The following is a 25,746-nucleotide window of genomic DNA, read 5'->3' as shown; positions in this document are numbered from 1 at the left end:
TGGCGAGACGAGGCGTGGCGATGGTTGGACCCCTGCTCTCCGGCGACCCCCGGCAACTCGGCTCCTACTGGCTCGCGGGGCGGCTCGGCGCCGGCGCTCAGGGTGTCGTCTACGAGGGGTATGACAGCGCGGGCGGCCGGGTGGCGATCAAGGCCCTGCACGGCGACTTCCTCACCGACGCCTACCGTGGCCAGTTGCGCCGTGAGGTGGAGGCGCTCGACCGGGTGGCGTCCTACTGCACCGCGCGGATCATCGAGACCGGCCTCGATCATGTGCCGCCGTACCTGGTCAGCGAGTATGTGCCCGGCCCGGACCTGCACAGCCGGATGGAGCAGAACGGGCCGTACGTCCCCGACGAGCTGTTCCGCCTGGCGGTCGGCATCGCGACCGCGCTGTCGTCCATCCACCAGGCGGGGGTGACGCACCGGGACCTTAAGCCGGCGAACGTGCTGCTCGGTCCCGACGGCCCCCGCGTCATCGACTTCGGCATCGCGCGCACCGAGGAGATGACTCGGAGCGCGTCCGGAGAGCTGAAGGGCACCCCGCGGTGGATGGCCCCGGAGCTCTACCAGGGGCACCGCGCCTCGCCCGCCGTCGACGTGTGGGCGTGGGGCGCGATCGTGCTGTTCGCCGCGACGGGCAGGCCGCCGTTCGACGGCGAGAACATGCCGTCACTGATCGACCAGATCCTCAACCACGAGCCCGAACTCGACGTGCTGTCAGAGCCGCTGCGCTCCCTGGTGAAGGGAGCGCTGTCCCGGGATCCGGCGGCGCGTCCCACCGCGCGCGCACTGCTGGAGGGCCTGATCGGCGGCGAGGCCGGGAACGCTCCGCTCGAGGCGGGCGAACGGGCCGCCGGCGGTCTGCCGGCCGCCTCCATCCCGCCGTCCCTGGCCAAGGCCGCCGAGCGCGCCTACGCCCGCCTCGAACCGGACGCCCAGGCAGCGGTGCCGCGCGTGCTGCTCCGGATGGTCGCCGCGTCCTCCGACGCGCGGGACACGCTCCGCAAGGTCGCCTTCGAGGAGTTCCAGGACGCCGAGACCTCCGAGCGGGTCGCCCAGCAGGTCCTCGACGGGCTGTGCGAGGCCGGCCTGCTGGTACGTGACGGCGAGGTGTTCACCCTCGCCACCCCCGCGCTGGTGCGCGCCTGGCCCCGGCTGCGCGACTGGGTGGCGGACGAACGCGACGTCCTGGACGTCCACCACGGGCTCGCCGACGCCGCACGGCGCTGGAACGGCCACGGCCGCAAGGGCGGTGATCTCCTCCAGGGCACGCCGCTCGACGAGGCCGTCACGCGGGCCGTGGCGGGCCGCCAGCACGTCCCGCTGAACCTCCTCGAGCGCTCCTTCATCGACCACTCGCTGCGTGCCGCGCGACGTAAAAGACGTAACCGCACCCTGCTGAGCGCGGCGCTGGCGGTCCTTCTCGTCATCGCCACCACGACGGCGGCCATCGCGATCGTCCAGGGCCAGAACCTGGCCGACAAGAACCGCACCATCTCCAGACAGCGCGACGAGGCCGTCGGCGCTCAGGTCGCGACCCTCGCCACCACGATGCGCCACGTCGACCCGGCGACCGCCAAACGACTCGCCATCGCCGCGGCGAGCCTGGCACCCGACGGGCCCGAGGCCCGGAACGCCCTGGTCACGCTGTACAGCCAGCCGGAGTATGACGACTACCGCCCTCCAGGAGTCGAGGGGAACTGGGAGTGGACCCAGGACCGGACCGGCCACATCGCGGTCGCCGCCCACGCCCTGGGCAACGAACTGAAGATCGTCGACGTGGACGCGCACAAGGTGACGCGCACCATCCCCCTGACCGGGACGCCGATCACGGATTCAGGGGCCACCAGAATCGTGTCGCTCACGGACGACGGCAAGGCCGTGTCGGTGGTCCGGCAGGACGGCACCGTCGGCATCTGGGACACGACGAGCGGTCGGCCCTGGCCGGTGACGTTCCACGTCCCCGAGCCGTACGCGGTGCTCAATCCGACGGGTACCCGCCTGCTGAGCGTCGAGTGGAAGCCCGACAAGGTGAAGGTGTGGAACACCGCTACCGGCAAGCCCGTCCTGGAGATCCCGCACCTGCTCGTGCCGGGCCAGAGCACGGCGGTCTTCACCCCTGACGGAAAGCACCTGATTCGCGCGCACGGGGCGTCGGTGGAGTCCTGGGACCTCGACACGGGGAAGAAGGCATCCCGGCCACTGATCCGGCTGAGTAAGGCAGAGATCGTCGATCTGGGCGTCAGTCCCGACGGCAGACGCCTCGCGGTGCGTCCGCACGGCAACCGGCTGGCGATCGTCCAACTCGGCAAGGTCGATGGGAACGCCCGCATCGACGTCGATACGTACGCCCCCGCCCCCGGAGTGGCCTGGCGCACGATCCCGTCCGGCACGACCGGCCAACTCGGCTTCAGCTCCGACGGCGGGTACGTGAACATGGGCAGCACGATCTGGAACGCCGACGGTGCCCAGGATGAGCCGATCTTGTCTTACCCCAGCGACCACTGCACCACTGGCGATTTCGCCTTCGGCCCGGGCGATCGCACGCTCCGCTGCGTGTTCGACGGCGCCACGGTCCTGTCCCTCGGCGCACTCGGCGACCCGGTCCAACTCGCTCCCAGGTACTTCGACACGGCCGTGACGAGTGCGGATGGCTCGACCCTCGCCATCCAGGGCTTCGAGGACCACAGCATGGCGATCTGGGATCCCGTCAAGCGGGTCAGACGGGGAGAACTACCGCTTACTCCTCCCACGGTCACCGGCCGCTCAAGAGCGAACAGCGACGGTCTGTACGCGTTGTCCGACGACGGCCGGCTCCTGGCGAACATCCGCGAGAACGGGGACATCGAGATCTGGGACGTCGCCTCCGCCGCCAGGAAGACCACCCTGACGACCCACCGGAAACTGAGCAGCCGGACCCCCGTCGCGTTCTCGCCCGACGGGCGGACCCTGGCGGTGGTCACGCTCGCCGGGTACACGACCCGGCTCGAACTATGGGACGTGCGATCGGGAACCCTTCGTGCCACCTCCACCGGCCAGCGGCAGGACAGGAGCCCGGCAGTCGCGATATCCCAGCTTGATGACACCTCCCAGATCCTCTTCAGCCGTGACGGGCGGACCGTCATCCCCGCTCCGGACCAAGGCGTCATCGACGTCGCGACCGGAAGAAGACTGATCGCGCCGAGCACCGGACTGCTGAAGCCCCGGGCGCTCAGCAAGGACGGGATCCTGGCGGACCACCAATTCGGCGCGATGATCTCGCTCTGGAACGCCCGGAAGACCCTCCGGCGTCTGTCCGACGTCCGCCTCGACGTGGATTTGGTGACCTGGATGAGGTTCTCACCCGACGGGCGGCTGCTCGCCATCGCCGACCCGGCAGGCCGGATCTGGCTGTGGGACGTCGCGAACGGACGAGCCTACGGACTTCCGCTCACCGGCTCCACGGACCCCGCCGGCGGCGTCAAGACACTGGCCTTCACCCCTGACGGCTCGGCCGTCCTCGCCCTCGATGGGGAGGGCCGCCTCCACACCCACCTCATAGCGCCCGACAAGATCAAAGCGGCGCTGTGTCGCGGCTTCGGACCGTTGTCCTCGGCGGACTGGAAGACCTACATCTCTGGGACGGGGTACCGCCGGACCTGTTGACCCGGGCAGCGGTCACCCCTCGCGGGGGAGGTCGGTGGCCCGTACGGGGGAGGCACCGAGGCCAGGACGGGCGGGATCGTGGATCGCGTGAACCGACCCCTCGACGCGGGAGTGCGCGATGTCCCGGAAATTGAAGATCAAGCTGGCGCTGGTCGCCGCACTCGCGGCCCTGATCACCGGAGCGATGCTGGCCACCGGATCGGGCGAGCCCGGGCACGCCGCCGCGGACCGGACCGCCGGGAGCGTGCGATGACCGCCGTCGAGGTGCCGGCCGACGCCGCACCCCGGACCAGAGGCGAGGTGCCGCGGTGGGCCGACTGGGCCGCGCAGGCGACCCTGTGGTGCGCGCTTCCGTCGGGGATCTGGCGGATCCTGTTCGGGCTCGGCCTCCCGGCGGGGTTCACCGGCTCCCAGGATCCGCAGCACGGCCCCTGGTACATGCTGCCGTACGTCATCACGCTGACCGCCGTGTCCGAGGCGGTGGCGTTCCTCAGCATGGGCCTCGTCCGGCCGTGGGGCGAGGTCTGGCCGCGGTGGGTGCCGTTCCTGCGGGGCAGGCGAGTCCACCCGCTCGCGGCGATCATCCCGGCGGCGCTCGGGTCGATCGCCTTGATGCGGATCTGGACGCCGCTGGTCTTCGGCTTCTCGTCGGGCGGCGATCCGGAGATGCCGCACGGAGCCAAGACCGTGATCATGGCCGCGTGCTACCTGCCGCTCGTCGCCTGGGGGCCGTTGCTGGCGGCCGTCACCGTGGCGTACGCCGTCCGCCGCCGACGGTACGGCTGACCGCCCGCCGTTGAGCGACGAATTCTCCGCGTCCCGGGAGTCAGTCATCGGTGACAGTGCCTTCCAAGTCACCGACCAGGAGGAACCATGGATCACGCCGGGTCGGACGTTTCTAACTTTTTTGAAGCGGTGGCCGGATCTGGACACTTCGGCACCGGGCGCGGAAGGCCGGGCGTCAAGATATCGCCCGACGACACAGCGGCCACACGGGGACCTTATGCTGCGGATTCACTTCACCCTGGAAGATATCGGCCGGACTCGGCTCGCCACGGGCTCCGACCCGACATGGGACGTGCTTCTGAGCCTCCACAAGCTCGCCGACCAGGACGGATCCGCCGTCTTCGACCAGTGGCGGCAGCAGGTCCGCGCGCGGTTCCCGGCGTCGGCGCACCTGCTACTGGAGCTGGCACCGCCGCGCGGCTACTCCCCCGATTTCCTGACGCCGGGCGCCGGCGGCCTGGATGAGGGACTGGAACGGATCCTCTCGACCCCGGCGCCGCGGATCCGGGCCGACCTCGCCGCGCTGCCCCCCGCACGTCCCCTCTCGAGCCACGCCCAGGCCCTGGCCGAGGGATCACGGCGGGCGTTGCGGCGGCTCACCGAGACGATCCGCGAGTACCACCGGGTCGCCGTGGCGCCGTTCGCCCGGCGGATCGACCGGCAGGTGCACGCGGATCTCGCCGTTCGGGGCCGGACGCTGCGGCACACCGGAGTCACCCGGTTGCTGACCGGACTGCATCCGCAGGCTCGCTGGCAACAGCCGGTCCTCGAACTGCCCTATCCGGTCGATCGCGACGTGCACCTGGAACGGCGCGGACTGCTCCTCGTGCCGTCCTACTTCTGCTGGAAGGACCCGATCATGCTGAAGGACCCGGGGCCACAGCCGACCCTGGTGTTCCCGATCGCCCGGGAGCTCGCCCGGTCCGCGCTGGAGTCGGAGCGCGCGTCGACCGGGTCCCTGGCCGCCCTGCTCGGCCGTACCCGGGCCGTCATCCTCTCCACTCTCGCCGTCGAGGCGTGCACCACCACTCAGCTGGCGGCACGCGTCGGCGTGTCGAACGCGTCGGCGAGCCAGCACGCGACCGTGCTCCGCGAGGCCGGGCTCATCACGACGCAGCGGATGGGCTCGTACGCGATGCACAGCCCCACACCGGCCGCGGTCGCCCTGCTCGACTCCGCGAGCTGAGCGCCGCCCGGTCCGTCCGAGGTACGCCGGACGGACCGCAGCGGCCCGGCGGGTTCTCAGCAGCTCTGCTTGTAGAGGTACTTGGCGATGTCGGGCTGGTCGACGTTGTCCTTGGTGACCGCCACGAGCTGGGTCTTGATCTGCTTGGTGACCGGCTTGCCGCCCAGGGCGGCGACGGCCTGGTCGATCCCCTGGCGGCCGATGTCCAGCGGCTCCTGGCTGATCAGCGCCTGGATGGTGCCGGCCTTCAGGTCCTCGACCTGCTTCGGGCTGGCGTCGAACTCGACCAGCTTCACCGCACCGGTTTTCTTGGCCTGCTTGAGCGCGGCCCCCGCGCCCTCCCCCGTCACGAGGTTCGCCGCGAAGATGCCCGCCAGGTCGGGGTTCTTGGACAGCTCGCCGTTGACGATCTCGGTGGCCTTGCCCGCCTCGTCCCCGGGGTACTGCTCCGAGACGAGCTTGATGTTCGGGTGCTTGGCGATCTCCTCCTTGAACCCGGCGACCCGGTCGTCGGTGGTCGCGATGCCCTGCTTGGGAGCCAGTACGACGACCTTGCCCTTGTCGCCGATCTGCTTGGCCAGCGTCTGGGCGGCCAGCTGCCCGCCGAGCTTGTTGTCCGAGGAGATCCGGGACAGGCCGAGGGACTGGTCGGACAACTCGGTGTCCACGAAGATCACCTTGCTGCCGTTGCCATTGAGCTGCCGGATCGGTCCGGCCATGGCGTCCTTGTCGACAGGCGCGATCAGCACCGCCTTGGGCCGGGAGGCCGCGACCGAGGTGACGACCTGGGTCTGCTGCGCGACGTCCCACTGCGCGGGGGCCTGAACGCTGAGCTGGACGCCCTGTTTGGCCGCCTCCTCCTTCGCCCCGCAGTACATGGAGATGTAGAACGGTTCGTTCGCGATGCCCTGGATCAGGGTGATCTTCTTGGCGCCGCCCGACGTGCCGCCGGACGAGGAGTCCGAGCCGCAGGCTCCGGTCACGGCCAGCGCGAGCACCGATGCGACGACGACGTACCTGTTCACCTAGTCCTCCGGTGGATGTCCCGGCCTTCAGGCCGGGGAGGAATTCGGACTCCGTTAGGAACGGCCTGGCATAGCCGAGACGGCCTGAGAACGGACTCCGCCGACATTCGCCCATTCGCCTTACACGGTCGTATGACAGTTGTAAGGTGTCGGTCATGCGGACGGCGTACAAGTGCCGGGCCTACCCGGACCTCGAACAAGCGGCGGTGTTCAACCGCACGTTCGGGTGTGTGCGTGTCGTGTGGAACAAGACCCTCGCCGAACGCCACGCGGCCTATCAGCGGGGCAAGAAAACCTCTTACAAGCAGACCGATGCCGCGTTGACCGCGTGGAAGAAGACCGAGGACCTGGCGTTTCTGTCGGAGGTGTCCTCGGTTCCGTTGCAGCAGACGCTGCGGCATCAGCACGCGGCGTTCGCGAACTTCTTCGCCGGTCGCGCGAAGTACCCACGGTTCAAGAACCGCAACGCCCGGCAGACCGCGCACTACACCCGCTCGGCGTTCCGCATGAAGAACGGCGAGCTTCACATGGCCAAGACCACGACACCACTCCGGTTCGTGTGGTCCTTCGACGACGTCGAGGTGTCCGCACTGAACCCGACCACGGTCGTCATCTCCCGGGATCCGGACGGCCGCTGGTACGTCACGTTCGCCATCGACACCGACGCGCCCGACCCCATGGACGATGCCGGGCACGAGATCGGAATCGATCTCGGCATCAAGGACTTCGCAGTCACCAGCGACGGGGAACGCATCGCCAACCCCCGCCACATGGAGCGCAAGGCCCGCAACCTGGCCCGCTACCAGCGGCGCATGGCCCGCCGCGAGCACGGGAGCTCCAACCGGCGTAAGGCCAAGGCGAAGGTGGCCCGCGCCCACCGCAAGGTCCGCAACGCCCGGAACGACTTCCTGCACCGCGTCAGTACCAACCTGGTGCGTCGGGCGGACACCATCGTGATCGAAGACCTCGCGGTCACCAACATGGTCAAGAACCACGCGCTGGCGCGCGTGATCAGCGATGCGGGATGGGGGGAGTTCCGCAGGCAACTGGCCTACAAGGCCGAACGCGCCGGACGCACCCTCATCGTCATCGACCGCTGGTACCCCTCCTCCAAGACCTGCTCGGCTTGTGGGCACCTGCTCGCGGTGCTGAGTCTTTCCACCCGGCACTGGACGTGTCCGGGCTGCCGCACCCGGCACGACCGGGACATCAACGCGGCCAAGAACATCCTTGCGGCTGGTCGAGCCGTAGCCGGGCACAAGCCCGGTGATGCCTGTGGAGCTGGTGTAAGACGGCAAGGGTCCTCCCTTCCGCAGTCGGCGCTGAACCAGGAAACCCGCGCCGCGAGGCGCCCGGCATAGCCGGATCGGCCACAAGGCCGATGGGGCTCCCCCTTCTTCAGAAGGGGAAGGAAGTCAACGAGTACCTCCCTCTATTCGCGTTCTCGCGCCCGACGGCGCAACTGGTCGAAGAAGACGGCGACGACCAGTACGGCTCCGACCGCCACGTCGAGCCAGAACCGCTGTGCCCCGAGGATGATGAGACCGTTGCGCAGGACACCGGGGATCAGTACGCCGATCACGGTCCCGCCGATCCCGCCGACGCCGCCGAACAGGCTCGCCCCGCCGATGACGACCGCGGCGATCGCGCCGAGGTTGTCGGAGGTGTGGCTGGCGATCGTCGTCGTGCTGTAGTGCGCCAGGGACAGCACCCCCGCCACGCCCGACAGGAGTCCCGACAGCGCGTACACCTTGATCAGATGCCGGTCGACCTTGATACCGACGCGCCGCGCCGCCTCGGCGTTGGAGCCGATCGCGTACGTGTGCCGGCCGAACCGGGAGAAGAAGAGCAGCAGGCCGAACAGCACCGCGATCAGGCCCGCGATGATCACCAGCCACGGCACGCCGGCGACGAGGCCGAAGCCGATCACATTGGAGAGCTTGGACGGGATCCGGTTGACGTCGCTCCCGTTGGTGATGACCTGGGCGAGCCCCAGGGAGACGCCGAGCGTGCCGAGCGTCGCGATCAGGGAGGGGATCTTCGCCTTGGTCACGAGAAGGCCGTTGACGATCCCCCAGCCGAGGCCACAGCCGATCCCGGCCAGCGCACCGAGGAGGATCCCGCCCCAGCCCGCCGTCGTGCCGCCCAGCGCGACCATCGTCTTGGCCGCCACGACACCCGAGAACACCAGGACCGAGCCGACGGACAGGTCGATCCCCGCCGTCACGATGACGTACGTCATCCCGACCGCCAGCACGAGCAGGATCGCCGACTCGGTGAGGACGTTGCGGATGTTGAAGGTCGTCGCGAACTCCGCCGGTTTGAGCACGGCGAAGAACACGAACAGGGCGACCAGGACGGCGAGCGTCCACAGCGTGTTGCTGCGCAGGATCGCCGGACCCCGCCGACGAGTCTCCTCGGCCGGGTCGTACGTCTCCGTCATGGAAGTCACGCCGCCTCCCCCTGGTCCAGACCTCCGGTCATCGCGGAGACGAGCTCCTCGACGGAGGTGTCGGCGGCGGTGAGGCGGGCGACACGGCGGCCGAGCCGCAGCACCTCCACGCGGTCGGCCACCGCGAGCACCTCGGGCATGTTGTGGCTGATCAGCACCACGGTGACGCCCCGGTCGCGGACGCGGCGGATCAGGTCGAGCACCTGTTTGCGCTGGACGACGCCGAGGGCCGCCGTCGGCTCGTCCATGAACACCACCTTCGACGCCCAGGCGACGGCCCGCGCCACCGCGACGCACTGGCGCTGCCCGCCGGACAGCTGCCGTACGGGCGCGGACATGTCGGGCAGCCGGATGCCGAGCTCGTCGAACGCCTCCGCCGCCCGCCGGCGCATCGCGCCCCGGTCGAGGATGTTCAGCAGCGGGAAGCGGGTCAGCTCCCGCCCGAGGAACAGGTTGGCGGCCGCGTCGAGGTCGTGGGCGAGTGCGAGATCCTGGTAGACCGTCTCGATGCCGCGCCGCTGCGCGTCGACCGGGCTCGCGAACTCGACGGGCCGGCCGTCGAGGAGGATCTGCCCGGCGTCCGGCCGTAGCGCGCCGGACAGCGTCTTGACCAGGGTGCTCTTTCCGGCACCGTTGTCGCCGATCAGGGCGACGACCTCACCCCGATCGGCGGTGAAGGCGGCCCCGCGCAGGGCCTGGACGTGGCCGAAGCGCTTGGTGACGCCCCGTGCCTCCAGCAGTGGTTCGGTCAACGGTGCACCTTCCTGTGGTCAGAGCGGCGGCGACTCCCCCGAGCCACGGACGATCAGGCGGGTCGGCAGCAGCACGCGCTGGGGCGGCAGGTCCTCGCCGTCCATGCGGCGGCACAGCAGTTCGGCGGCGCGGCGGCCCATCTCGGCCGGGTAGTGCGCCACCACGGTCACAGGCGTGGCCAGCATGTCGGCGAGCTCGAAGTCGTCGAACCCGACGAGGGCCGTCCTCGAACCGGCCGCCTGGATGGCGCGCAGCGCCCCGATGGTCAGCCGGTTGTTGCCGGTGAACACGGCGGTCGGCGGGTCGCCGAGGGCCAGCAGCTCGGCGGTGGCGGCCTCCGCCCCGGCCACGTCGTGCGGGCCGAGGCGGACCAGTGACTCGTCGACCGCGATGCCGTGGGCCAGGAGGGCCTCGTCGTAGCCGCGGCGGCGTTCCCGGGCGGTGAAGATGCCGGGCAGGTCGGCGAGGCAGGCGATCCGGCGGTGCCCGTGCGCGATCAGGTGTTCGACGCCGGCCCGCGCTCCCCCGACGTTGTCGATGAGGACGACGTCGGCCTGGATGGCCTCCTCGGGCGGACGGTCCATGAAGACCGCCGCCGTGCCCATCTTCAGCTCCGGGATCAGGTAGCGGTGGTCGGCGGCGGACGGCACCACGAGCAGCCCGTCGACGCGGCGCTCGCACAGGGAGCGGATGAGGTGCCGCTCGCGGGCGGGGTCCTCGTCGGAGCACCCGGAGATCACGAACAGGTCGTGGGCGCGGGCCACCTCCTCGACGCCCCGCGCGATCTGCGAGTAGAAGGGGTTGGCGACGTCCTTGATGACCAGCCCGAGACTGCGGGTCCGCTTCCCGCCGCGCAGGGCGCGCGCGATGTCGTTACGGCGGAACCCCAGCGCGGCGATGGCGTCGTTCACCTTCTCCGCGGTGTCCGGCCGGACGCCCACCTCGCCGTTGACGACGCGGGACACCGTCTTGAGACTCACCCCGGCCCGCCGGGCGACGTCCCTCATGGTCGGCCGCATGCTTCCCCTCGGTCCAATAAGACGACAACGTTGTCATCTCATCATCGGACACATGCGTCAAGACCGCCAGAGGCTAAAAGATCACCATGATCGCGGCGATCCGTACATCGGCTCGGACCGGGTGGCCGGGAGCGTCCGCGCGGTTCCCTGATCCGCGCGGTTCCCGAGCCCCGACCGTACGAGACCGGCCGCCGGGAGCCCGCTCGTACGGCCGCGGCTCAGAGGGGCAGCAGGTCCGGCCGCTTGGCGGCGACCTCGTCGCCCGACGAGCGGCCCTGCAGGCGCCGCTGGATCCACGGCACGAGGTACGCGCGGGCCCACTGCAGGTCGTTCCGCCGGGAGGTGAGCCAGTCGACCGGCGGCGCCGACGGCCAGGGGTCGCGCCAGTCGCCCGTCACCGGTACGGCCAGCGCCTCGCAGGCGGCGAGGGCGACCCGGCGGTGCCCTTCCGGGGACAGGTGGATGCGGTCCTGCGCCCAGGCGCGCGGGTCGAGCAACTGCCGCATCGACCAGAGGTCGACGAGGTGGCAGTCCTGGCGGTCGGCGATGGAGCGCAGGTGCAGGTTGAACATGGCCGCCTTGCCGCGGATGCGGCGCAGGACCGGCACGTCCCGGGGGTCGAAGCCGGTGAAGATCAGCACCTCGGCGCCGGTCCCGCGCAGCCGCCGGACGGCGGCGTCGAACATCGCCGCGAGCGCGTCCGGGTCGGCGCCGGGGCGGAGCAGGTCGTTGCCTCCGCCGGCGAACGTGATCAGGTCGGGCCGCAGCTCCACCGCCCGGGGCACCTGCTCGTCGACGATCTGCCGCAGCAGCCGGCCGCGCACGGCGAGATTGGCGTAGCGGAGTCCGGGACCTTCGGCGGCGAGGTGCTCGGCGAGCCGGTCGGCCCAGCCGCGGTAGCCCGCGGCCGGGGCCGGATCCTCCAGGCCCTCCGTGAAGCTGTCGCCGAGGGCGACATAGGAGGTGTACGTCGAAACTTCAGTCACGTCCGACAATGATGCAACATGCAGCTATCCGGTGGCGAACCGGGTTCAGTGGTTGATGGGCATCCGCGCGCGCATGGTCATGGCGTGCTCGACGAGCGTGATGAGCGCCATCTTGGTCGACTCGCGGTTCCGGGCGTCGCAGGTGATGATCGGGACGTGCGGCCCGATGGTCAGCGCCTCCCGTACGTCCTCGATGCCGTGGCCGTAGACGCCGTCGAAACCGTTGATGCCGACGACGAACGGCATTCCCGACTCCTCGAAGTAGTCGACCGCCGGGAAGGCGTCGGCCAGCCGACGGGTGTCGACGAGCACGACCGCGCCGATCGCGCCCTTCACGAGGTCGTCCCACATGAACCAGAACCGGTGCTGGCCGGGCGTGCCGAACAGGTACAGGATGAGTTCCTGATCGAGGCTGACCCGGCCGAAGTCCATGGCCACCGTGGTGGTCGTCTTGTCCGGCGTCGCGGAAAGGTCGTCGACCCCAGAGCTGGCCGACGTCATCACGGCCTCGGTCGTCAGCGGCATGATCTCCGAGACCGAGCCGACGAAGGTCGTCTTCCCGACGCCGAAGCCGCCTCCAACGATGATCTTTACGGAAGTCATGCCGGGCGAGGCGGCGCCCGGACTAGAGCTTGCGAAGTCCAACGAGAACCCTTTCCAGCAGCTGGAGGTCGGGCTGTCCCTCGGTGAAGGGGGACTGGTGCACCCGCACCAGTCCTTCGTGTGCCATGTCAGCGATGAGCACACGCGCGACGCCGAGCGGCAACCTCAGCAGCGCTGACACCTCCGCCACCGAACGCCAGTTCCGGCACAGATCGATGATGGCTTTGAATTCAGGGGTGAGAGTGGTGATGTCCCGGCGGGGGTACGGCGCCGCCGAGATCAACGCCTCGATGGGCAGGTCGTACCGTGGCTTGGTACGCCCGCCGGTGACGGCGTACGGCCGTACCAGCGAGCTCGATTCTCCCGTCTCCGAGGGCGGCGGGGGCGGCCCCGGCGGCGGGGTGTGGTGCGGTCCGGGCCCCGGCCCCTGGAAAGCGCCGAAGTCCCGGTTTCCGTACCGGCCGCCGTCCACCCTTAACCGATCCCTGGTTCCGCGCGCAGCGCCGGGGTCAGCACCCGGCCGACGCGCTCGACGAGCAGTGCCATTTCGTAGGCCACCAATCCCATATCGCAGTCGGGCGCGGCGAGGACGCCGAGCACCGAACCGTCACTGATAGCCATCACGAAGAGGAGTCCGCGCTCCATCTCGACGAGGGTCTGTGTGACCGCCCCGCCCTCGAAGATCCGCGCCGCACCTGCCGTGAGGCTGGTCAACCCGGAGGCGATCGCGGCGAGCTGGTCGACGCGGTCGGCCGGGAATCCTTCGGAGTACGCCATCGGCAGGCCGTCGGATGACACCACGACGGCGTGCGCGACACGTGGGACGCGCTCGACGAATGTGGTCACCAGCCAACTGAGATCCTGGCGGCTGTTCACTGGTTCTCCCGTTCATCATCTTCGGGCCGGATCGCGGCGCGACCCCTGCGTACGCCCTGCTGGAAGCTGGAGAATCGGTTCCGTACCGTCTCGGCCTCCGGCGGCTGGAAGGCCGGCCGGGCCGGTTGCTGGACCGATTGCTGGACCGACTGCTGAGGCTGTGGTGGCGCCGGCCTCGCCGAGCCTACCGATCCGGGGATCCGGTTGTTTCCGGGCACCCGTTTCGGCAGGCCGGCCGCGGTCTTCCCACCCACCGCGGGGGCGCGCACCGTCTCCGCCGCGCGGAATCCCTCGTCTGCTGGCGAGGACCATTCCGGCGGAGGAGTCGACTCAGATCTGGCCATTGATCCTGTCTTGCGGCGTTGGAACCATTCCGACTGCATTGCCTCGAAGATAGGGGAACGTCCTCCGTTCTCGTCGCCCATACGACCCGCGTCGTGCGTCGATCCCGTCATCGATGGCCGAGCCGGCTGCCGCGCCGGGGGGAGCGGCGGGTCCTGCGGCCGCCCTGGCCGGGACGGCGCTCCCGCAGGGGGACCCGAGCGGCCCGGCGCCGGCGGAGCGGCGCCCCTGCCCGGCGGCGAGGTGTTCACCGGCTTGCGCTTGGGCAGCGGCGACCCCGAGGGCGGCTCGGCCTGATTGCGAGCCGGCTCGGCCGGCGGCCGTGCGGTCTCCCGGGGATTCCACACCGGTTCCGGCGGGTTTCGGGGTGGCTCGACCGGCTTCCGCGGCGCCTCTCTCGGAACGCGCGGCGGCTGACTGTCGAACGGGGCGGTCTCAGCCTCGTCCCGGCCCATGTCGAAGTTCCGCGCGGGCTCCCACGGAGTGTCCGGTACCGGCGCCGCGGCGACCGGCTCCGCGCCCCGGGGCAGTGACCCGCGTGCGGCGGGCGGCTCGGCCGCAAGCGGTCGCCGGACCGCCGCCTCCGCCGGCGAGTCGAGACGCCGGGGGGTGGTCGGCGGGTTCCCGTCCTGGGTGATCGCGCTCGCGGGGAGGATCACGAACGCGGTGAGGCCGCCCGAGAGGGCAGCGCGCAGCTCGACCCGGATGCCGTGCCGCTGGGCCAGCCGGCCGACCACGTACAGGCCCATCCGCCGGGAGATCGAGACGTCGATGGTCGGCGGGTTGGCCAGCTTCCAGTTGGCCTCCTCCAGCTCCTCAGGCGACATGCCGACGCCGTTGTCGGAGATCTGGAGCATCGCGCCGCCGCCGCTGAGAAGGTGGCCGGAGACCGCGACCTTCGTGTGCTCCGGGGAGAACGTGGTGGAGTTCTCCACCAGCTCGGCCACCAGGTGCACGAGGTCGTTGACGACGCGGCCGACGACCGAGACGTCGTCCTGGATCCGCAGGGTGACCCGTTCGTACTGCTCGACCTCGGACAGCGACGCGCGGACGATGTCCACCAGGGCGACCGGCTTGTTCCACCGCCGGGTCTGCTCCTGGCCGCCGAGGACGAGGAGGTTCTCACCGTTGCGCCGCATACGGGTCGCGAGGTGGTCCAGCTTGAACAGGGCCTCCAGCCGGGTGGAGTCCTGCTCGCTCTGCTCCAGGTCCTCGATCAGGCGCAGCTGGCGCTCGATCAGCGACTGACTGCGCCGCGACAGGTTGACGAACATCGCGTTGACGTTGCCCCGGAGCAGCGCCTCGTTGGACGCCAGCCGGACCGCCTCGCGGTGGACCTCGTCGAACGACCGGGCGACCTCGCCGATCTCATCCGCGGTGAACACGGCGATCGGCTCGACTTCGATCGGGTCGTTCCCCGCGTCGGGCTCGCGCAGTCGCCGCACCAGATCCGGCAGCCGGCTGCCGGCGATCTCCAGCGCTCCGGCCCGAAGGCTCCGGAGCGGGCGGACCAGGGACTGGGCGACGATGACGGTGGCGATGATGACGACGATCAGGACGAGCAGCAGAAGGCCACCGATGATCGCCGCGGAGCGGTAACCCTGCTCCTTGAGGTCGCGGCTCTTACCGACGACGCCCTTGAGGACACTGTCCTCGACGACCCGCATCCGGTCGAGCCGGAAGGTCATGTCGTCGAACCACTGCTGCGCGACCGGGCCGTCGAAGCCCTTGAGCGTCAGGTCCGGCGACTGCTGCACCTTGTTGACGGCCTGCTGCCGGGTGAACTCGGCCCGGTCCACCTGCGGACCGGTGACCGTGTCGGCGTACAGCTGGTTCTCCGTCGGCGTGGCCAGGGTCTCGAATGCCGCCAGCTCGCTGTCGCGCTGGGCGCGCGCCGCCTGGAACCCGTCGAACCCGCTCGGCAGGAATCGGTGGGCGCGCATCGCGGTGCCGAGGTACGCGCGCTCGCGGGAGGAGTCCTCCTTCGCACGGGAGAGCGATCCGAGGGCTCGGACGTCCTGGGCGAGGTCGGGGTCCGTGGTGCCCAGCGCGATCACGTCGTCGAGGCCGACCAGGTCGGTGATGAACTGGCCGTACTTGTCGATCGTGACGTCGGCGGGCATCTGGGTCTGGGCCGTCATCTGACGCAACGCCGGAAGCTTGTCCAGCCGGTTCAGGATGTCCCGCACCTTGTCGTGCACACGCGCCGGGTAGGAGTCGTCGACGTTGGCGGCCTCGGACCGTACGGCGCCGACCGCGGCATTGACCTGCTGCACGGCCTGGCGGACGTTCGCCTCGTCCAGCCCGTGCTTCGCTGACACGGACATTGCCACGCTGTCACGCTCGGCCTCAAGTCCGTGTGTCAACCGGCTCACTCTGTCACTGAGAGTAGCCAAATGTTCAATGCGAGTGAACGCCGTTGCGTTGTTCAAGGCGCTCACGACTCGGAGGCCGGCGAGAACACCGGCCACCATGGTCGGAATGACGATGAGCGCGACGAGGCGTACCGACACGCGCCAATTACGCAGCCTGAACCGGCGCCACGACGAGCGTTCGCGCTGGCCAGCGTTTCCGCTGTTCGGAGGAGTAGGGACCGCCGACACTGGGTCGCGGTCGTTCTCCGTCGCTGTCCGCACTGCCTTCCGCTGCCTCTCACGGGGTTAGATGGCTGTGGAAAAGTGGAGCTAGCCACACTCGGCGGGGGCGGGGGAACTCACCAACCGAGAGCGGTTATTGCAACACAAAGTAGTCGCTAGCACCAAACGAAACCGGGATATTGCATGATAAATTAACCTTCGTCTCAGATGTCCCACTTTGGGGCATGTGAGGACAGTCTCGCACTCCGACCGGAACTCTGGATCACACACTCACGATCAGCCATCATGGCCGGGGCCCGGATTCCCCGGCAAGGGACCGGAGTCCCACTTGATATTCGTGATCGATCAGCTCCGGAGAGTCATATGTCCACCGAAAATCCCTCGGCCGTCATGCTGCGCCTTGTGCAGGGCGCATGGGTCACCCAGTCCCTGTACGCCGTCGCCACCCTCGGCGTCGCGGACCACCTCACCGACGGCCCGCGTACCAGCGCGGAACTGGCCGCCGCGACAGGCGCTCACGCCGACTCCCTGCACCGGGTGCTCCGCTACCTCGTGTCGCTCGGCGTCTTCGCAGGCGATGACGCCAGTGGCTTCCGGCTCACCCCGGTGGGCGAGCTCCTGCGCTCGGACGTGCCCGGCTCCGCGCGGGACCGGGCCCTGATGTACGGCACGTACAACTACCGCGCGTTCGCCGAATTGCTGCACACCGTTCGAACGGGAGAGACCGCCTTCGACCACGTTTTCGGGATGCAGGCCTATCAGTACATCGGCGAACATCCCGAGATCGCCCGTAGCTTCGACCGGCAGATGCAGACCGGCGGCTCGTTCTTCGCCCACCTCGCGGAGCAGTACGACTTCTCCGGCGCACAGACGGTGGTCGACGTCGCCGGCGGCAACGGCACGCTTCTCGCCACGCTCCTCACCGCCGTCCCCGAACTGCGCGGGATCCTGCTCGACGCCGGCCACGTGATCGAGGCGGCCCGCGACAACCTCCGGACGCAGGGAGTGCTCGACCGCTGCGAACTGGTCGCCGGCAGCTTCCTCGACGCCGTGCCGGAGGGCGGCGACGTCTACACGCTCTCCCGGATCCTGCACAACTGGGACGACGAGACCTGCGGCCGGATCCTCGAACGCTGCCACGCGGCCATGGACGCGAACGCGACACTGCTGGTCCTGGAGCGCCTGATCCCGGAAGACGGGTCTCCGTCGGTCGCCCAGGCGAGCGACATCAACATGCTGGCGGTCTTCGGCGGCCGCGAGCGCACCGCGACCGAGTTCCGCACGTTGCTCGACAAGGCGGGCTTCGACCTCTCCGGGCAGCGTGAGCTGCCGCCCGACACCGCGGTGCTGGTCGCCCGCAGGCGATGACGGAGGTCACTCGACGCCGCGCGCACCGCGATGCCAGGCGAGCGCGCGGCGTTCGGCCCACAGCAGCGTCGTGTTGAAGGCGTACCCCAGGAAGCCGAGCAGCACGATCCACGCCCACATGTCGGGCAGCAGGTACGACTGCTTGGCCTGATAGAGGCTGTAACCGATCCCGTCGAAGCTTCCGATCGTCTCCGAGACCACCATGAGGATCAGCGCCATCGAGAGGCTGACCCGCAATCCGGCGAAGATCTTCGGGCCGGCCGCCGGGAGAATGATCCGCCGCAGACGCTCCATCGGACCGAGCCGGAAGACCCGCGCCGTCTCCAGCAGCACCGGCTCGACCGACCTGGCGCCCTCGATCGCGTTGAGGACGATGGGCCACGTCACCCCGAAGACGATCACGGCGACCCGCATGGTGTTCGTGAGCTTGAACAGGATGATGAACACCGGGACGAGGGCCGGCGGTGGGAGCGCCCGGAAGAAGTGGATGAGGGGTTCGACGTAGTCGTGCGCGCGTTCGGATCGGCCGAGCAGAAGGCCCAGGCTGATGCCGACCACCACCGCCCCCGCCCATCCCCCGAGCATCCGCGCGAGGCTGGGGAGGATGTTCCCGGTCGCCGTGTGCGTCAGGAACAGGTGATCGGCGGGGCCGCCGAACCACAGGTGGACGATCCGCCTGCCGATCTCCGTCGGCGGCGGGAAGAACTCCCTCTTGTCCTCGGCGATGAGCCGGACGGCGAACTGCCACACCACGACGGCGCCGACGAACACGCCCCATCGCAGGCCGAACGACGCCGGCCGGGACCGGCCCGCCGATCTCATCGAGAGCCCTCCTGCCGCGCGTAGTGCCATCGGAAGAGTCTCCGTTCTCCCTGGCGCATGAGGACGTCGAGCACGAATCCGAGCAGCCCGACGGCCGCGACTCCCGCGTAGAGCAGGTCACCGTGCTCGGCGTCGGCGCTCGCGTTGACGATGAACATGCCGAGGCCGTGCTCCCCACCGCCCGCGATCAGCTCGGTGCTGACGATGACGATCAACGCGATGCCGGACGCGACCCGCACGCCCGTCGCGATGAACGGCGCGACGCTGGGCAGGGCGACCCGGGTCAGCATGCCGAGCCTCCCCACGCCGAAGCACTTCGCCATATCGCGTGCGACGGGATCCACCTCGCCCACCGCGTACACGGCGTTGATCATGATCGGCCACATCGACGCGTACACCGCGAGCGACCGCTCCAGGTCCGCCTGATCGGGGATCACGAGAAGCGCCAGCGGGATCAGTGCCACGCCGGGAATCGGCCGGAGGAACTCCACGAGCACCCGCACGGCGGAGTTGATCCCGGGCAGGCTGCCGAGCAGCAGACCCGCCGGAACGGCGATCAGCGTCGAGATGAGGAGACCGGATCCCCAGGCCATCAGCGTCGCCGCGATGTCCTGGAGGAATCCACCGTCGCCGAACAGCGTCACCAATCGCCAGAGCACGTCGGAGGAGGGCGGCAGGAACGTCCGGTCGACGATCCCTGCCCTGCCGATGATCTCCCAGATGACGAGGAAGGCCAGGACGCCGATGGCGCCCCGGACTCCGCGGGTGGCTCGCGACCGGCCCTGGCGGGCAGGACCGGTCACGACGGTGTCATCCGGTGAACCGGCCGGAGCGTCGACCTCGGATTCGACCACTGAGCTTTCCATCGCCTGCTACGACTGCGGGACCAGCATGGTCTGCATGTCGAGGTGATTGCTGATCAGACCGAACTCCTGCATCAGGTCGGGCACCCGCTGCAGCCGCGCCTTGTTGAGGGACGTGGGGAAGGTGCCGATGGTGATGGTGGAGGCGACCTGCGGCGTGATGGTCTTGATGTAGGTCGGCAGGATCTGCTCGACCTGGGAGCGGTTGGCGGCGAGCGCCTGCGCCTTGGCCATGGCCCGCTGGAACGCCGCGAAGGTCTTCGGGTACTTCTTCGCACCCGCGGCCGTGGACACGAAGCCCGCGATGGGCAGGCCGTCCGCGGGCCCGGTCGCGGTGTCGATGATCTCGGTGGCCCCGAGCCGCTGGGACGCCTGGGTCACGAAGGGCTCGGTGATCCACGCGGCGTCGATCGCACCGGCCTGCAGCTGCGCCGGCATCTGCGGGAAGGGGACCGCGACCATCTTGACGCTCTTGGGGTCGACGCCGGCCGTCTTCAGGGCGGAGGAGAGCAGCAGGGGGCCGAGGCCCTTCAGGCCGTTGACCGAGACCTTCTTGTTCACGAGGTCGGCCGGCTTCTTGATCTTCGACTTCGGCAGGGCGAGCACGGAGAAGAGGTGCTTGGTCGCCGTGTATCCGTCGACGACGATACGGAGCTGCACCTTTCCGCTGTCGACCGCCATGATCGCGTTCGGGTAACTGCTCCACGCGAGGTCGATGCCGCCCGACTGAAGACGCGTGATGCCTTCTTCGCCATTTGCCAGGGTCGTGGGGGTGACCTTCAGGCCCTCCGCTTTGAAATAGCCGTTCTTCAGAGCGAGGAAGAACGGCGAGTCATCAACGATGGGAAGCGTTCCCACCTTGAGCTCTGTCTTTTCGAGTCCGCTCGCGCTCTTCTTGTCATCCGATCCCCCGCATCCAGAGACGATGCTCGCCGCAATTGCGATTCCGAATGCGACGCAGGCCCATCGACGAATGCCCACTGATTCTCCTTGAGATTACTGACTCTCCGCCCGCGACCCATTACACATTGTGATCGGCCTGGTCTTTGCGACCGCGCGGTGGAGGCTTACCGTAGCGACGGTAGGACGGGGCGATGGTATCGATATGACTGCAAGGGTCAAGAGTAGACAGCCCGATGTCCCTTATTTCCGTTTTGTCCGTTTTGTCCGTTCGACGGGAATCAGTGACTCAGAGTTACTTGACTGCTTCGTCAAGTGGCTCCGATATTCACGGTCGTGACTCGTTACGGATACCGCCGTAGGGGTGCAACTCCGTCTGCCGCCGCTGTAACATGCCGCATCGGCATCTAAATTGGTGGGATTCTCAATCGTGCTCGAGGTATTGAAGGTAACTCACACCTACGGCCGCGCCCAGGAGCTTCACACGGCCCTTGAGGACGTATCTCTCGAGGTTCCCGCAGGCGAACTGGTCAGCATCGTCGGAACCTCCGGCTGCGGGAAGTCCACATTGCTGCGGGCGATCGCGGGCCTTATCGCCCCCGCCTCCGGCGAGATCCTCCTGTCGGGGGTGCCGGTGCGGGGCGTGCCCGACAACCTCGCGGTGGTGTTCCAGGACTACTCGCGCTCCCTCCTGCCCTGGCTGTCCGTCCGCGACAACGTGACGTTCGCACTCCGGCAGCGGAGAATGAGCCGCGCGGACCGACGCACCGCCGCACTCGACGCGCTCGGCGCCGTCGGCCTCGCCGACAGCGCCGCCAAGTACCCCTGGCAGCTGTCCGGTGGAATGCAGCAGCGCGTCGCCATCGCCCGTGCCATCGCCTACGGCCCGGCCCTGCTGCTCATGGACGAGCCGTTCGGGTCGGTCGACGCGCAGACGCGCGAGGACCTGGAGGATCTCCTGCTGCGGGTACGCGGGGACACCGACATGACCATCCTCGTCGTCACGCACGACATCGACGAGAGCGTGTACATCGGCGACCGGGTCATCGTCATGAGCCCCTCACCCGGCCGGATCGTCGCCGACCTGGCGGTCGACCTGCCCAAGGACCGCGACCAGATCACGACACGGGAGCTCCCGGAGTTCGTGCACCTGCGCGGGGAGGTCGGCCGTCTCGTCCGCGGCCAGGCACTGTCCGGCACCGGCTGAGACGACGGAAGGGCCGGGCCATCGCAGGAGGAGCACTGTCGTGGACGTGCTGATCGTGGGCGCGGGCATCGCCGGCCTGACCACCGCACTCGCGCTGGACAAGGCCGGCGTCGGTGTACGCGTCGTCGAGGCGGCGCCGCGGCTGGGGCCGCTCGGCGTGGGCATCAACCTGCAGCCGCACGCCGTACGTGAGCTGACCGAGCTCGGGCTCGCCGAGGCGCTGGAGGCCACCGGGATCCAGACCCGCGAGATGATCACGATGGACCGGTTCGGCAACCGGATCGCGGTATATCCGCGCGGCCACCACGCCGGGTATGCCTGGCCGCAGTACTCGATCCACCGCGGCGAGCTGCAGATGCTGCTCCTCGACGCGGTGCGCGAACGGCTCGGCCACGACGCCGTACGGACCGGGCTCTCCTTTGAGGCGTACGAGGAGGACTCCGAGGGGATCGACGCGCGGCTGCGCGACCGCGCCGGCGGGGACGTCGTCACCCTTCGCGCGGACGTGCTGGTCGGCGCGGACGGCATCTTCTCCGCCGTCCGGCGGCTGCTGCATCCGGACGAGGGCGAACCGCTGTGGAACGGCATCCGCATGTGGCGCGGCGCCACCGAGGTCGACGAGTTCCTCACCGGTGACACCATGCTGGTCGTCGGCGCCCACAGCACCGGCCGCGTGGTCCTGTACCCGATCTCCAAGGCGGCGGCCGAACGTGGCCGCGCCCTCGTGAACTGGGTGGCCGAGGTCCGCGTCTCCTCGAACCCGGAGGCCGAGAGCACCATGGCGAACTGGACGAGCGAGGGCCGGCTGGAGGACGTGCTCCCGTACTACGCCGACTGGCGCATCGACGGCTTCGACGTGCCCGGGCTGCTGTCGAGGTCGGAGTGGATCCTCGACTACCCGATGGTCGACCGCGACCCGCTGCCGTTCTGGAGCCGGGGCCGGGTGACACTGGCCGGTGACGCCGCCCACCCGATGTACCCGGTCGGTTCCAACGGCGGCTCGCAGGCGATCCTGGACGCCCGGATCCTCGCCCGCGAGCTGGCCTCCTTCGCGACCGACCCGGTCGCCGGGCTGCGCTCGTACGAGACCGTACGGCGGCCCGAGGCCAACGCGGTCGCGATGGCCTGCCGCGCCATGCCGCTGGAGCACATGCTCGAACTGATCGCCGAGCGCGCGCCCGAGGGGTTCACCCGGATCGAGGACGTTCTCGACGCCGAGGAGCTCGTCGGCGTGCGCGAGGCCTGGCAGAAGACGACCGACATGGACGCCGAGGCCCTCAACCGCCGGGAGTCGTGGGACCCGGTCAGCCCGATCAACGGCTGACCAGCGCACACCCGGTCCACGACCGTCCATCCACGTACCGGACGGACGGCGTACCGGCGATGGCGGCCGGATCGGCGGGCGTACGAGCCGTGACGGCCGGGTCAGCCGGCGAGGTCGCGGAGGAAGCCGGCGAGCGCGGCGGTGAGCTCGGCGGGTGCGTCCTCCTGGATCAGATGTCCGGCTCCGGAGACGAGCTGGAGCCGGGCGCCGGGGATGCGCGCGACCAGTTCGTGGGCGTGGTCGACCGGAAGCCACGCGTCGTCGGTGCCCCAGCAGACCAGCACCGGGACGTCGATGGTGCCGTACCGGTCCTGCACCTCCGCGGTGTGCCGCTGGTCGGCCTGCGCGATCTGGCGGTAGAACGCGGGCCGGCCGTCCTCGTCGAGCCACGGCTCGACGAGGCGTTCCAGGACGTCCGGGTGCAGGCCGCGCGCGCTCGCGGAGCCGACGTACTCCCGCACGAGCGCGCCGTGCAGTGCGGGCGGGAGCTGCTCGAAGACCTTGTAGTGCTCCCCCACGAGCCGGAAGAAGGGCGACCCCCAGGGCGTGAGCGTGAGCGCGTCGACGAGGGCGAGCCCGCGATAGCGCGCGCCGTGCAGCAGGTGCGCCCGCATCGCGACCGTCCCGCCGAAGTCGTGCGCGACCACCAACGGCTCGTCGAGGCCCCAGTGCGCCAGCAGCTCGGCGAACAGCGCGCCCTGCGCGGCCAGCGAGACGTCCTGTCCCTCGGCCTTCTCCGAGGCGCCGTAGCCGGGCATGTCCCAGACGAAGACCTCATGGCGCTGTGCCAGCGCTCGTGCGACACCGCGCCAGACGTACGAGGAGAAGGGCGTGCCGTGCAGCAGCACGACGGGCAGTCCTCCTCGATCGCCGAGCCGTTCCCAGTGGACCTCCCCCGAGCCGGCCTGGTACGTCCTGGTCAGCCGCCAGTCACCCAATGATCCTCCACTCATCGACATCACCACCGTCACTTGGCATCGGCGTAACACTCCACCGCGACGGCCTCCATCGGAAAGCGGACCGGTGTGTCGCCGAACACCAGGCGACGCGCCTCCGCCGCCGACTCCCGGACCGCGGCGATCACCGCCTCGGTCAGCTCCTGAGGAGCGTGCACGATCACCTCGTCGTGCTGGAAGAAGACCAGCCGGGGCGCACGGACGCCGTCGCCGGCGCCGAGGGCGGTCAGCCTGCGGCGCAGCGCCGCCAGCAGCACGAGCGCCCAGTCCGCGGCGCTCGCCTGGACCACGAAGTTGCGGGTGAACCGGCCGCGGCTGCGCACCGCCGAGCCACCGCCGTCCTGGACGGCGAGGTCGCGCCACTCCTGCGACGGCGGCGGACTGGTGCGCCCGAGCCGCGACCGCACCACTCGGCCCGCCTCACCCGCGCGGGCCGCCGCCTCGACATAGTCGTACGCGGCGGGGAACCGCCGGCGCATCACCGCCAGCAGCTGCGGCGCCTCCCCGCTCGTGCCGCCGTACATCGCGGACAGCATCGCGATCTTGGCCTTGTCGCGGGCGCCGCCGAAGGCGCCCGCCAGCGCGGAGTACAGGTCGTTCTCGCCCGCGGCGGCGGCGAGCGCCCCATCTCCGGCGAGCGCGGCCAGCACGCGCGGCTCCAGCTGGGCGGCGTCGGCGACCACGAGATTCCAGCCCGGATCGGCGACGACCGCGCGCCGCAGCACCTTGGGGATCTGCAGCGCTCCCCCGCCGTTGGTCGCCCAGCGGCCGGAGACGACGCCGCCGACGACGTACTCCGGGCGGAAGCGGCCGTCGCGCACCCAGGTGTCGGCCCACGACCAGCCGTGCGCGACGTACAGGCGGGCCAGCTCCTTGTACTCCAGCAGCAGCCGGGCGGCGGGATGCTCGACCTCCCGGAGCACGTGCGACCGCGTCGAGGGGATCCGCACGCCCGCCTGCGCGAAGGCCTTGACGATCTGCGACGGCGAGTCGGGGTTGATCCGGCGGCCGAACGCGTCGCCGATCCCGTCGGCGAGGTGCTGGAGCCCGCGCGGCCGCAGGCCCGGCGCCGGCCGGGGCCCCATCAGCTCGGTCAGCAGCGCGTCGTGGACGTCGGCACGCCAGGGCAGACCGTCGTGGCCCATCTCCGCCGCGACGAGCGCGCCCGCCGACTCGGCCGCGACGAGCATCCGCAGCCCGGTCTCGGCGACCCGGCGCTGCTGCTCCGCGTGGACGGCGACGATCGCGTCGATGTCATCGGAGGGACCCTCGTCGAACAGCGTCGGCAGGTCGTCACCGGCGACCGGATCGTCCGGGACCGGCCGGCCGTGCAGGCGGGCCAGGGCCGCCGCGACCGAGCGCGGCTCCCCGAACCGGCCGGCGTGCCCCAGCAGGAGCGTCTCGGTGAGTTCGAGGTCGTGGCAGCGCGCGACGCGGACTCCGGCCTTCAGCAGGCGCGGATAGAGGTCCGCGGTCGACGCCCACACCCAACGGACGCCGCCGGACGGTGCCGCGTCACCCCGTGCGCCGCCGGGCGGGGACGCGTCGCCTGGTGCCCTGCCGGGCGGGGACGCCGCGTCGCGCCGTGCCCTGCCGGATGGCGCCGCCGTGGCACTTCCGCCGGGCGGGGTCGCCGCGTCGCCTCGCGCTCCGCCGGGCGCGGACGCGGCGGCCTCGCGCCGCGCGATCGCGGTGACGAGGTCGGCGACCGGCTCGGCCGGACCGACCGGGGTGCCGTCCTCCGTGACGGGCTGCAGGACACCGCCCTCCCCCACCGCGCCGACTGCGATCCGCATGGGTCGATTCTGCCCGGACCCACCGACGATTCGGACAAGGAAGCCGCGCGCGACGGCGGTGGCTCGGTACCCGCGCCGCCTCCCTCCGGCGGCCGGGTGTCCGCATCCGGCTCGGTTTGTGGCCGTTCCGGCGGCCGGGGCCCGGATCGACGCCGCCCGCGGGCGTTCCGGCGGCCGGGGCCGGGGCCGAGAGCGGTCGCCGGACCGATCCGGGGCCGGGTCCGGCCGGCCCCGGGCG

At 70.1% G+C, this 25,746-nt stretch carries 22 protein-coding genes; 8 read left to right on the top strand and 14 right to left on the bottom strand.

Features of this window, described 5'->3' with window-relative positions; translation table 11 throughout:
- Positions 1-20: 20 nt before the first annotated feature.
- From ABEA24_RS23945 to ABEA24_RS23930, 4 genes are all read left to right on the top strand, one after another.
- Positions 21-3,647 carry a WD40 repeat domain-containing serine/threonine protein kinase gene (locus ABEA24_RS23945; RefSeq protein WP_345433240.1) on the top strand — a complete coding sequence of 1,209 codons (3,627 nt, stop codon included), beginning with the start codon at positions 21-23 and terminating at the stop codon, positions 3,645-3,647.
- A 118-nt stretch (positions 3,648-3,765) separates the two neighbouring features.
- Positions 3,766-3,900: a hypothetical protein gene (locus ABEA24_RS23940; protein ID WP_345433239.1), complete on the top strand. Its 135-nt coding sequence runs from the start codon at positions 3,766-3,768 to the stop codon at positions 3,898-3,900.
- Positions 3,897-4,433, top strand: coding sequence for a hypothetical protein (locus ABEA24_RS23935; RefSeq protein WP_345433238.1), 537 nt, complete (start codon positions 3,897-3,899; stop codon positions 4,431-4,433). The genes ABEA24_RS23940 and ABEA24_RS23935 overlap by 4 nt, the downstream gene beginning before the upstream one ends.
- A gap of 217 nt (positions 4,434-4,650) precedes the next feature.
- Positions 4,651-5,619, top strand: a complete 969-nt coding sequence (locus tag ABEA24_RS23930) for an ArsR/SmtB family transcription factor (RefSeq protein ID WP_345433237.1) — start codon at positions 4,651-4,653, stop codon at positions 5,617-5,619.
- A gap of 56 nt (positions 5,620-5,675) precedes the next feature.
- Here ABEA24_RS23930 and ABEA24_RS23925 read toward each other — a convergent pair whose 3' ends face one another.
- Entirely contained in the window at positions 5,676-6,644 is a 969-nt protein-coding gene (locus ABEA24_RS23925) for an ABC transporter substrate-binding protein (RefSeq protein WP_345433236.1), read from the bottom strand.
- Positions 6,645-6,799: 155 nt separating this feature from the next.
- Between ABEA24_RS23925 and ABEA24_RS23920 the strand changes: the two genes are divergently transcribed.
- A complete protein-coding gene (locus tag ABEA24_RS23920; protein ID WP_345433235.1) occupies positions 6,800-8,005 on the top strand; it encodes an RNA-guided endonuclease InsQ/TnpB family protein in 1,206 nt (401 codons plus the stop codon).
- Positions 8,006-8,076: 71 nt separating this feature from the next.
- Here the strand turns inward: ABEA24_RS23920 and ABEA24_RS23915 are convergent, their stop codons facing one another.
- From ABEA24_RS23915 to ABEA24_RS23880, 8 genes are all read right to left on the bottom strand, one after another.
- Positions 8,077-9,087, bottom strand: a complete 1,011-nt coding sequence (locus ABEA24_RS23915; protein WP_345433339.1) for an ABC transporter permease — start codon at positions 9,085-9,087, stop codon at positions 8,077-8,079.
- A 5-nt stretch (positions 9,088-9,092) separates the two neighbouring features.
- On the bottom strand, positions 9,093-9,848 hold the full coding sequence (locus tag ABEA24_RS23910; RefSeq protein ID WP_345433234.1) for an ATP-binding cassette domain-containing protein: 756 nt from the start codon (positions 9,846-9,848) through the stop codon (positions 9,093-9,095).
- An 18-nt stretch (positions 9,849-9,866) separates the two neighbouring features.
- Positions 9,867-10,868, bottom strand: a complete 1,002-nt coding sequence (locus tag ABEA24_RS23905) for a LacI family DNA-binding transcriptional regulator (protein WP_345433233.1) — start codon at positions 10,866-10,868, stop codon at positions 9,867-9,869.
- A 218-nt stretch (positions 10,869-11,086) separates the two neighbouring features.
- Complete coding sequence (locus tag ABEA24_RS23900; protein WP_425551225.1) at positions 11,087-11,863, bottom strand: SGNH/GDSL hydrolase family protein; 777 nt, start codon at positions 11,861-11,863, stop codon at positions 11,087-11,089.
- Between the two features lie 36 nt (positions 11,864-11,899).
- A complete protein-coding gene (locus tag ABEA24_RS23895; RefSeq protein ID WP_345433231.1) occupies positions 11,900-12,457 on the bottom strand; it encodes a GTP-binding protein in 558 nt (185 codons plus the stop codon).
- Positions 12,458-12,479: 22 nt separating this feature from the next.
- Positions 12,480-12,929, bottom strand: coding sequence for a DUF742 domain-containing protein (locus tag ABEA24_RS23890; RefSeq protein WP_345433230.1), 450 nt, complete (start codon positions 12,927-12,929; stop codon positions 12,480-12,482).
- Between the two features lie 2 nt (positions 12,930-12,931).
- The gene (locus ABEA24_RS23885; protein ID WP_345433229.1) at positions 12,932-13,333 is read right to left on the bottom strand and encodes a roadblock/LC7 domain-containing protein; all 402 of its coding nucleotides are present in this window, start codon (positions 13,331-13,333) and stop codon (positions 12,932-12,934) included.
- On the bottom strand, positions 13,330-16,149 hold the full coding sequence (locus ABEA24_RS23880; RefSeq protein WP_345433338.1) for a sensor histidine kinase: 2,820 nt from the start codon (positions 16,147-16,149) through the stop codon (positions 13,330-13,332). Before ABEA24_RS23880 ends, ABEA24_RS23885 begins: the two co-directional genes overlap by 4 nt.
- 486 nt (positions 16,150-16,635) lie before the next feature.
- Between ABEA24_RS23880 and ABEA24_RS23875 the strand changes: the two genes are divergently transcribed.
- On the top strand, positions 16,636-17,640 hold the full coding sequence (locus ABEA24_RS23875; RefSeq protein WP_345433228.1) for a methyltransferase: 1,005 nt from the start codon (positions 16,636-16,638) through the stop codon (positions 17,638-17,640).
- Positions 17,641-17,646: 6 nt separating this feature from the next.
- Here the strand turns inward: ABEA24_RS23875 and ABEA24_RS23870 are convergent, their stop codons facing one another.
- The 3 genes from ABEA24_RS23870 to ABEA24_RS23860 are packed head-to-tail and all read right to left on the bottom strand — an operon-like array spanning position 17,647 to position 20,306.
- Complete coding sequence (locus tag ABEA24_RS23870) at positions 17,647-18,462, bottom strand: ABC transporter permease (protein WP_345433227.1); 816 nt, start codon at positions 18,460-18,462, stop codon at positions 17,647-17,649.
- Positions 18,459-19,316, bottom strand: coding sequence for an ABC transporter permease (locus tag ABEA24_RS23865; protein ID WP_345433226.1), 858 nt, complete (start codon positions 19,314-19,316; stop codon positions 18,459-18,461). Before ABEA24_RS23865 ends, ABEA24_RS23870 begins: the two co-directional genes overlap by 4 nt.
- A gap of 18 nt (positions 19,317-19,334) precedes the next feature.
- The gene (locus ABEA24_RS23860) at positions 19,335-20,306 is read right to left on the bottom strand and encodes an ABC transporter substrate-binding protein (protein ID WP_345433225.1); all 972 of its coding nucleotides are present in this window, start codon (positions 20,304-20,306) and stop codon (positions 19,335-19,337) included.
- Between the two features lie 349 nt (positions 20,307-20,655).
- Between ABEA24_RS23860 and ABEA24_RS23855 the strand changes: the two genes are divergently transcribed.
- Both ABEA24_RS23855 and ABEA24_RS23850 read left to right on the top strand, forming a co-directional pair.
- On the top strand, positions 20,656-21,432 hold the full coding sequence (locus ABEA24_RS23855) for an ABC transporter ATP-binding protein (protein WP_345433224.1): 777 nt from the start codon (positions 20,656-20,658) through the stop codon (positions 21,430-21,432).
- A gap of 40 nt (positions 21,433-21,472) precedes the next feature.
- On the top strand, positions 21,473-22,756 hold the full coding sequence (locus tag ABEA24_RS23850; RefSeq protein WP_345433223.1) for a flavin-dependent oxidoreductase: 1,284 nt from the start codon (positions 21,473-21,475) through the stop codon (positions 22,754-22,756).
- Between the two features lie 101 nt (positions 22,757-22,857).
- On the opposite strand, the gene ABEA24_RS23845 is transcribed toward ABEA24_RS23850, so the two are convergent.
- Complete coding sequence (locus tag ABEA24_RS23845) at positions 22,858-23,709, bottom strand: alpha/beta fold hydrolase (protein WP_345433221.1); 852 nt, start codon at positions 23,707-23,709, stop codon at positions 22,858-22,860.
- 14 nt (positions 23,710-23,723) lie between these two features.
- On the bottom strand, positions 23,724-25,508 hold the full coding sequence (locus ABEA24_RS23840) for a bifunctional 3'-5' exonuclease/DNA polymerase (protein ID WP_345433220.1): 1,785 nt from the start codon (positions 25,506-25,508) through the stop codon (positions 23,724-23,726).
- Positions 25,509-25,746: the final 238 nt, after the last annotated feature.

It is taken from the genome of Actinoallomurus vinaceus, from assembly GCF_039542055.1.
Taxonomy (GTDB): Bacteria; Actinomycetota; Actinomycetes; order Streptosporangiales; family Streptosporangiaceae; genus Actinoallomurus; species Actinoallomurus vinaceus.
The sequence above is the reverse complement of the archived record's forward strand: the minus strand, read 5'-3'. Positions and strand labels throughout refer to the sequence as shown.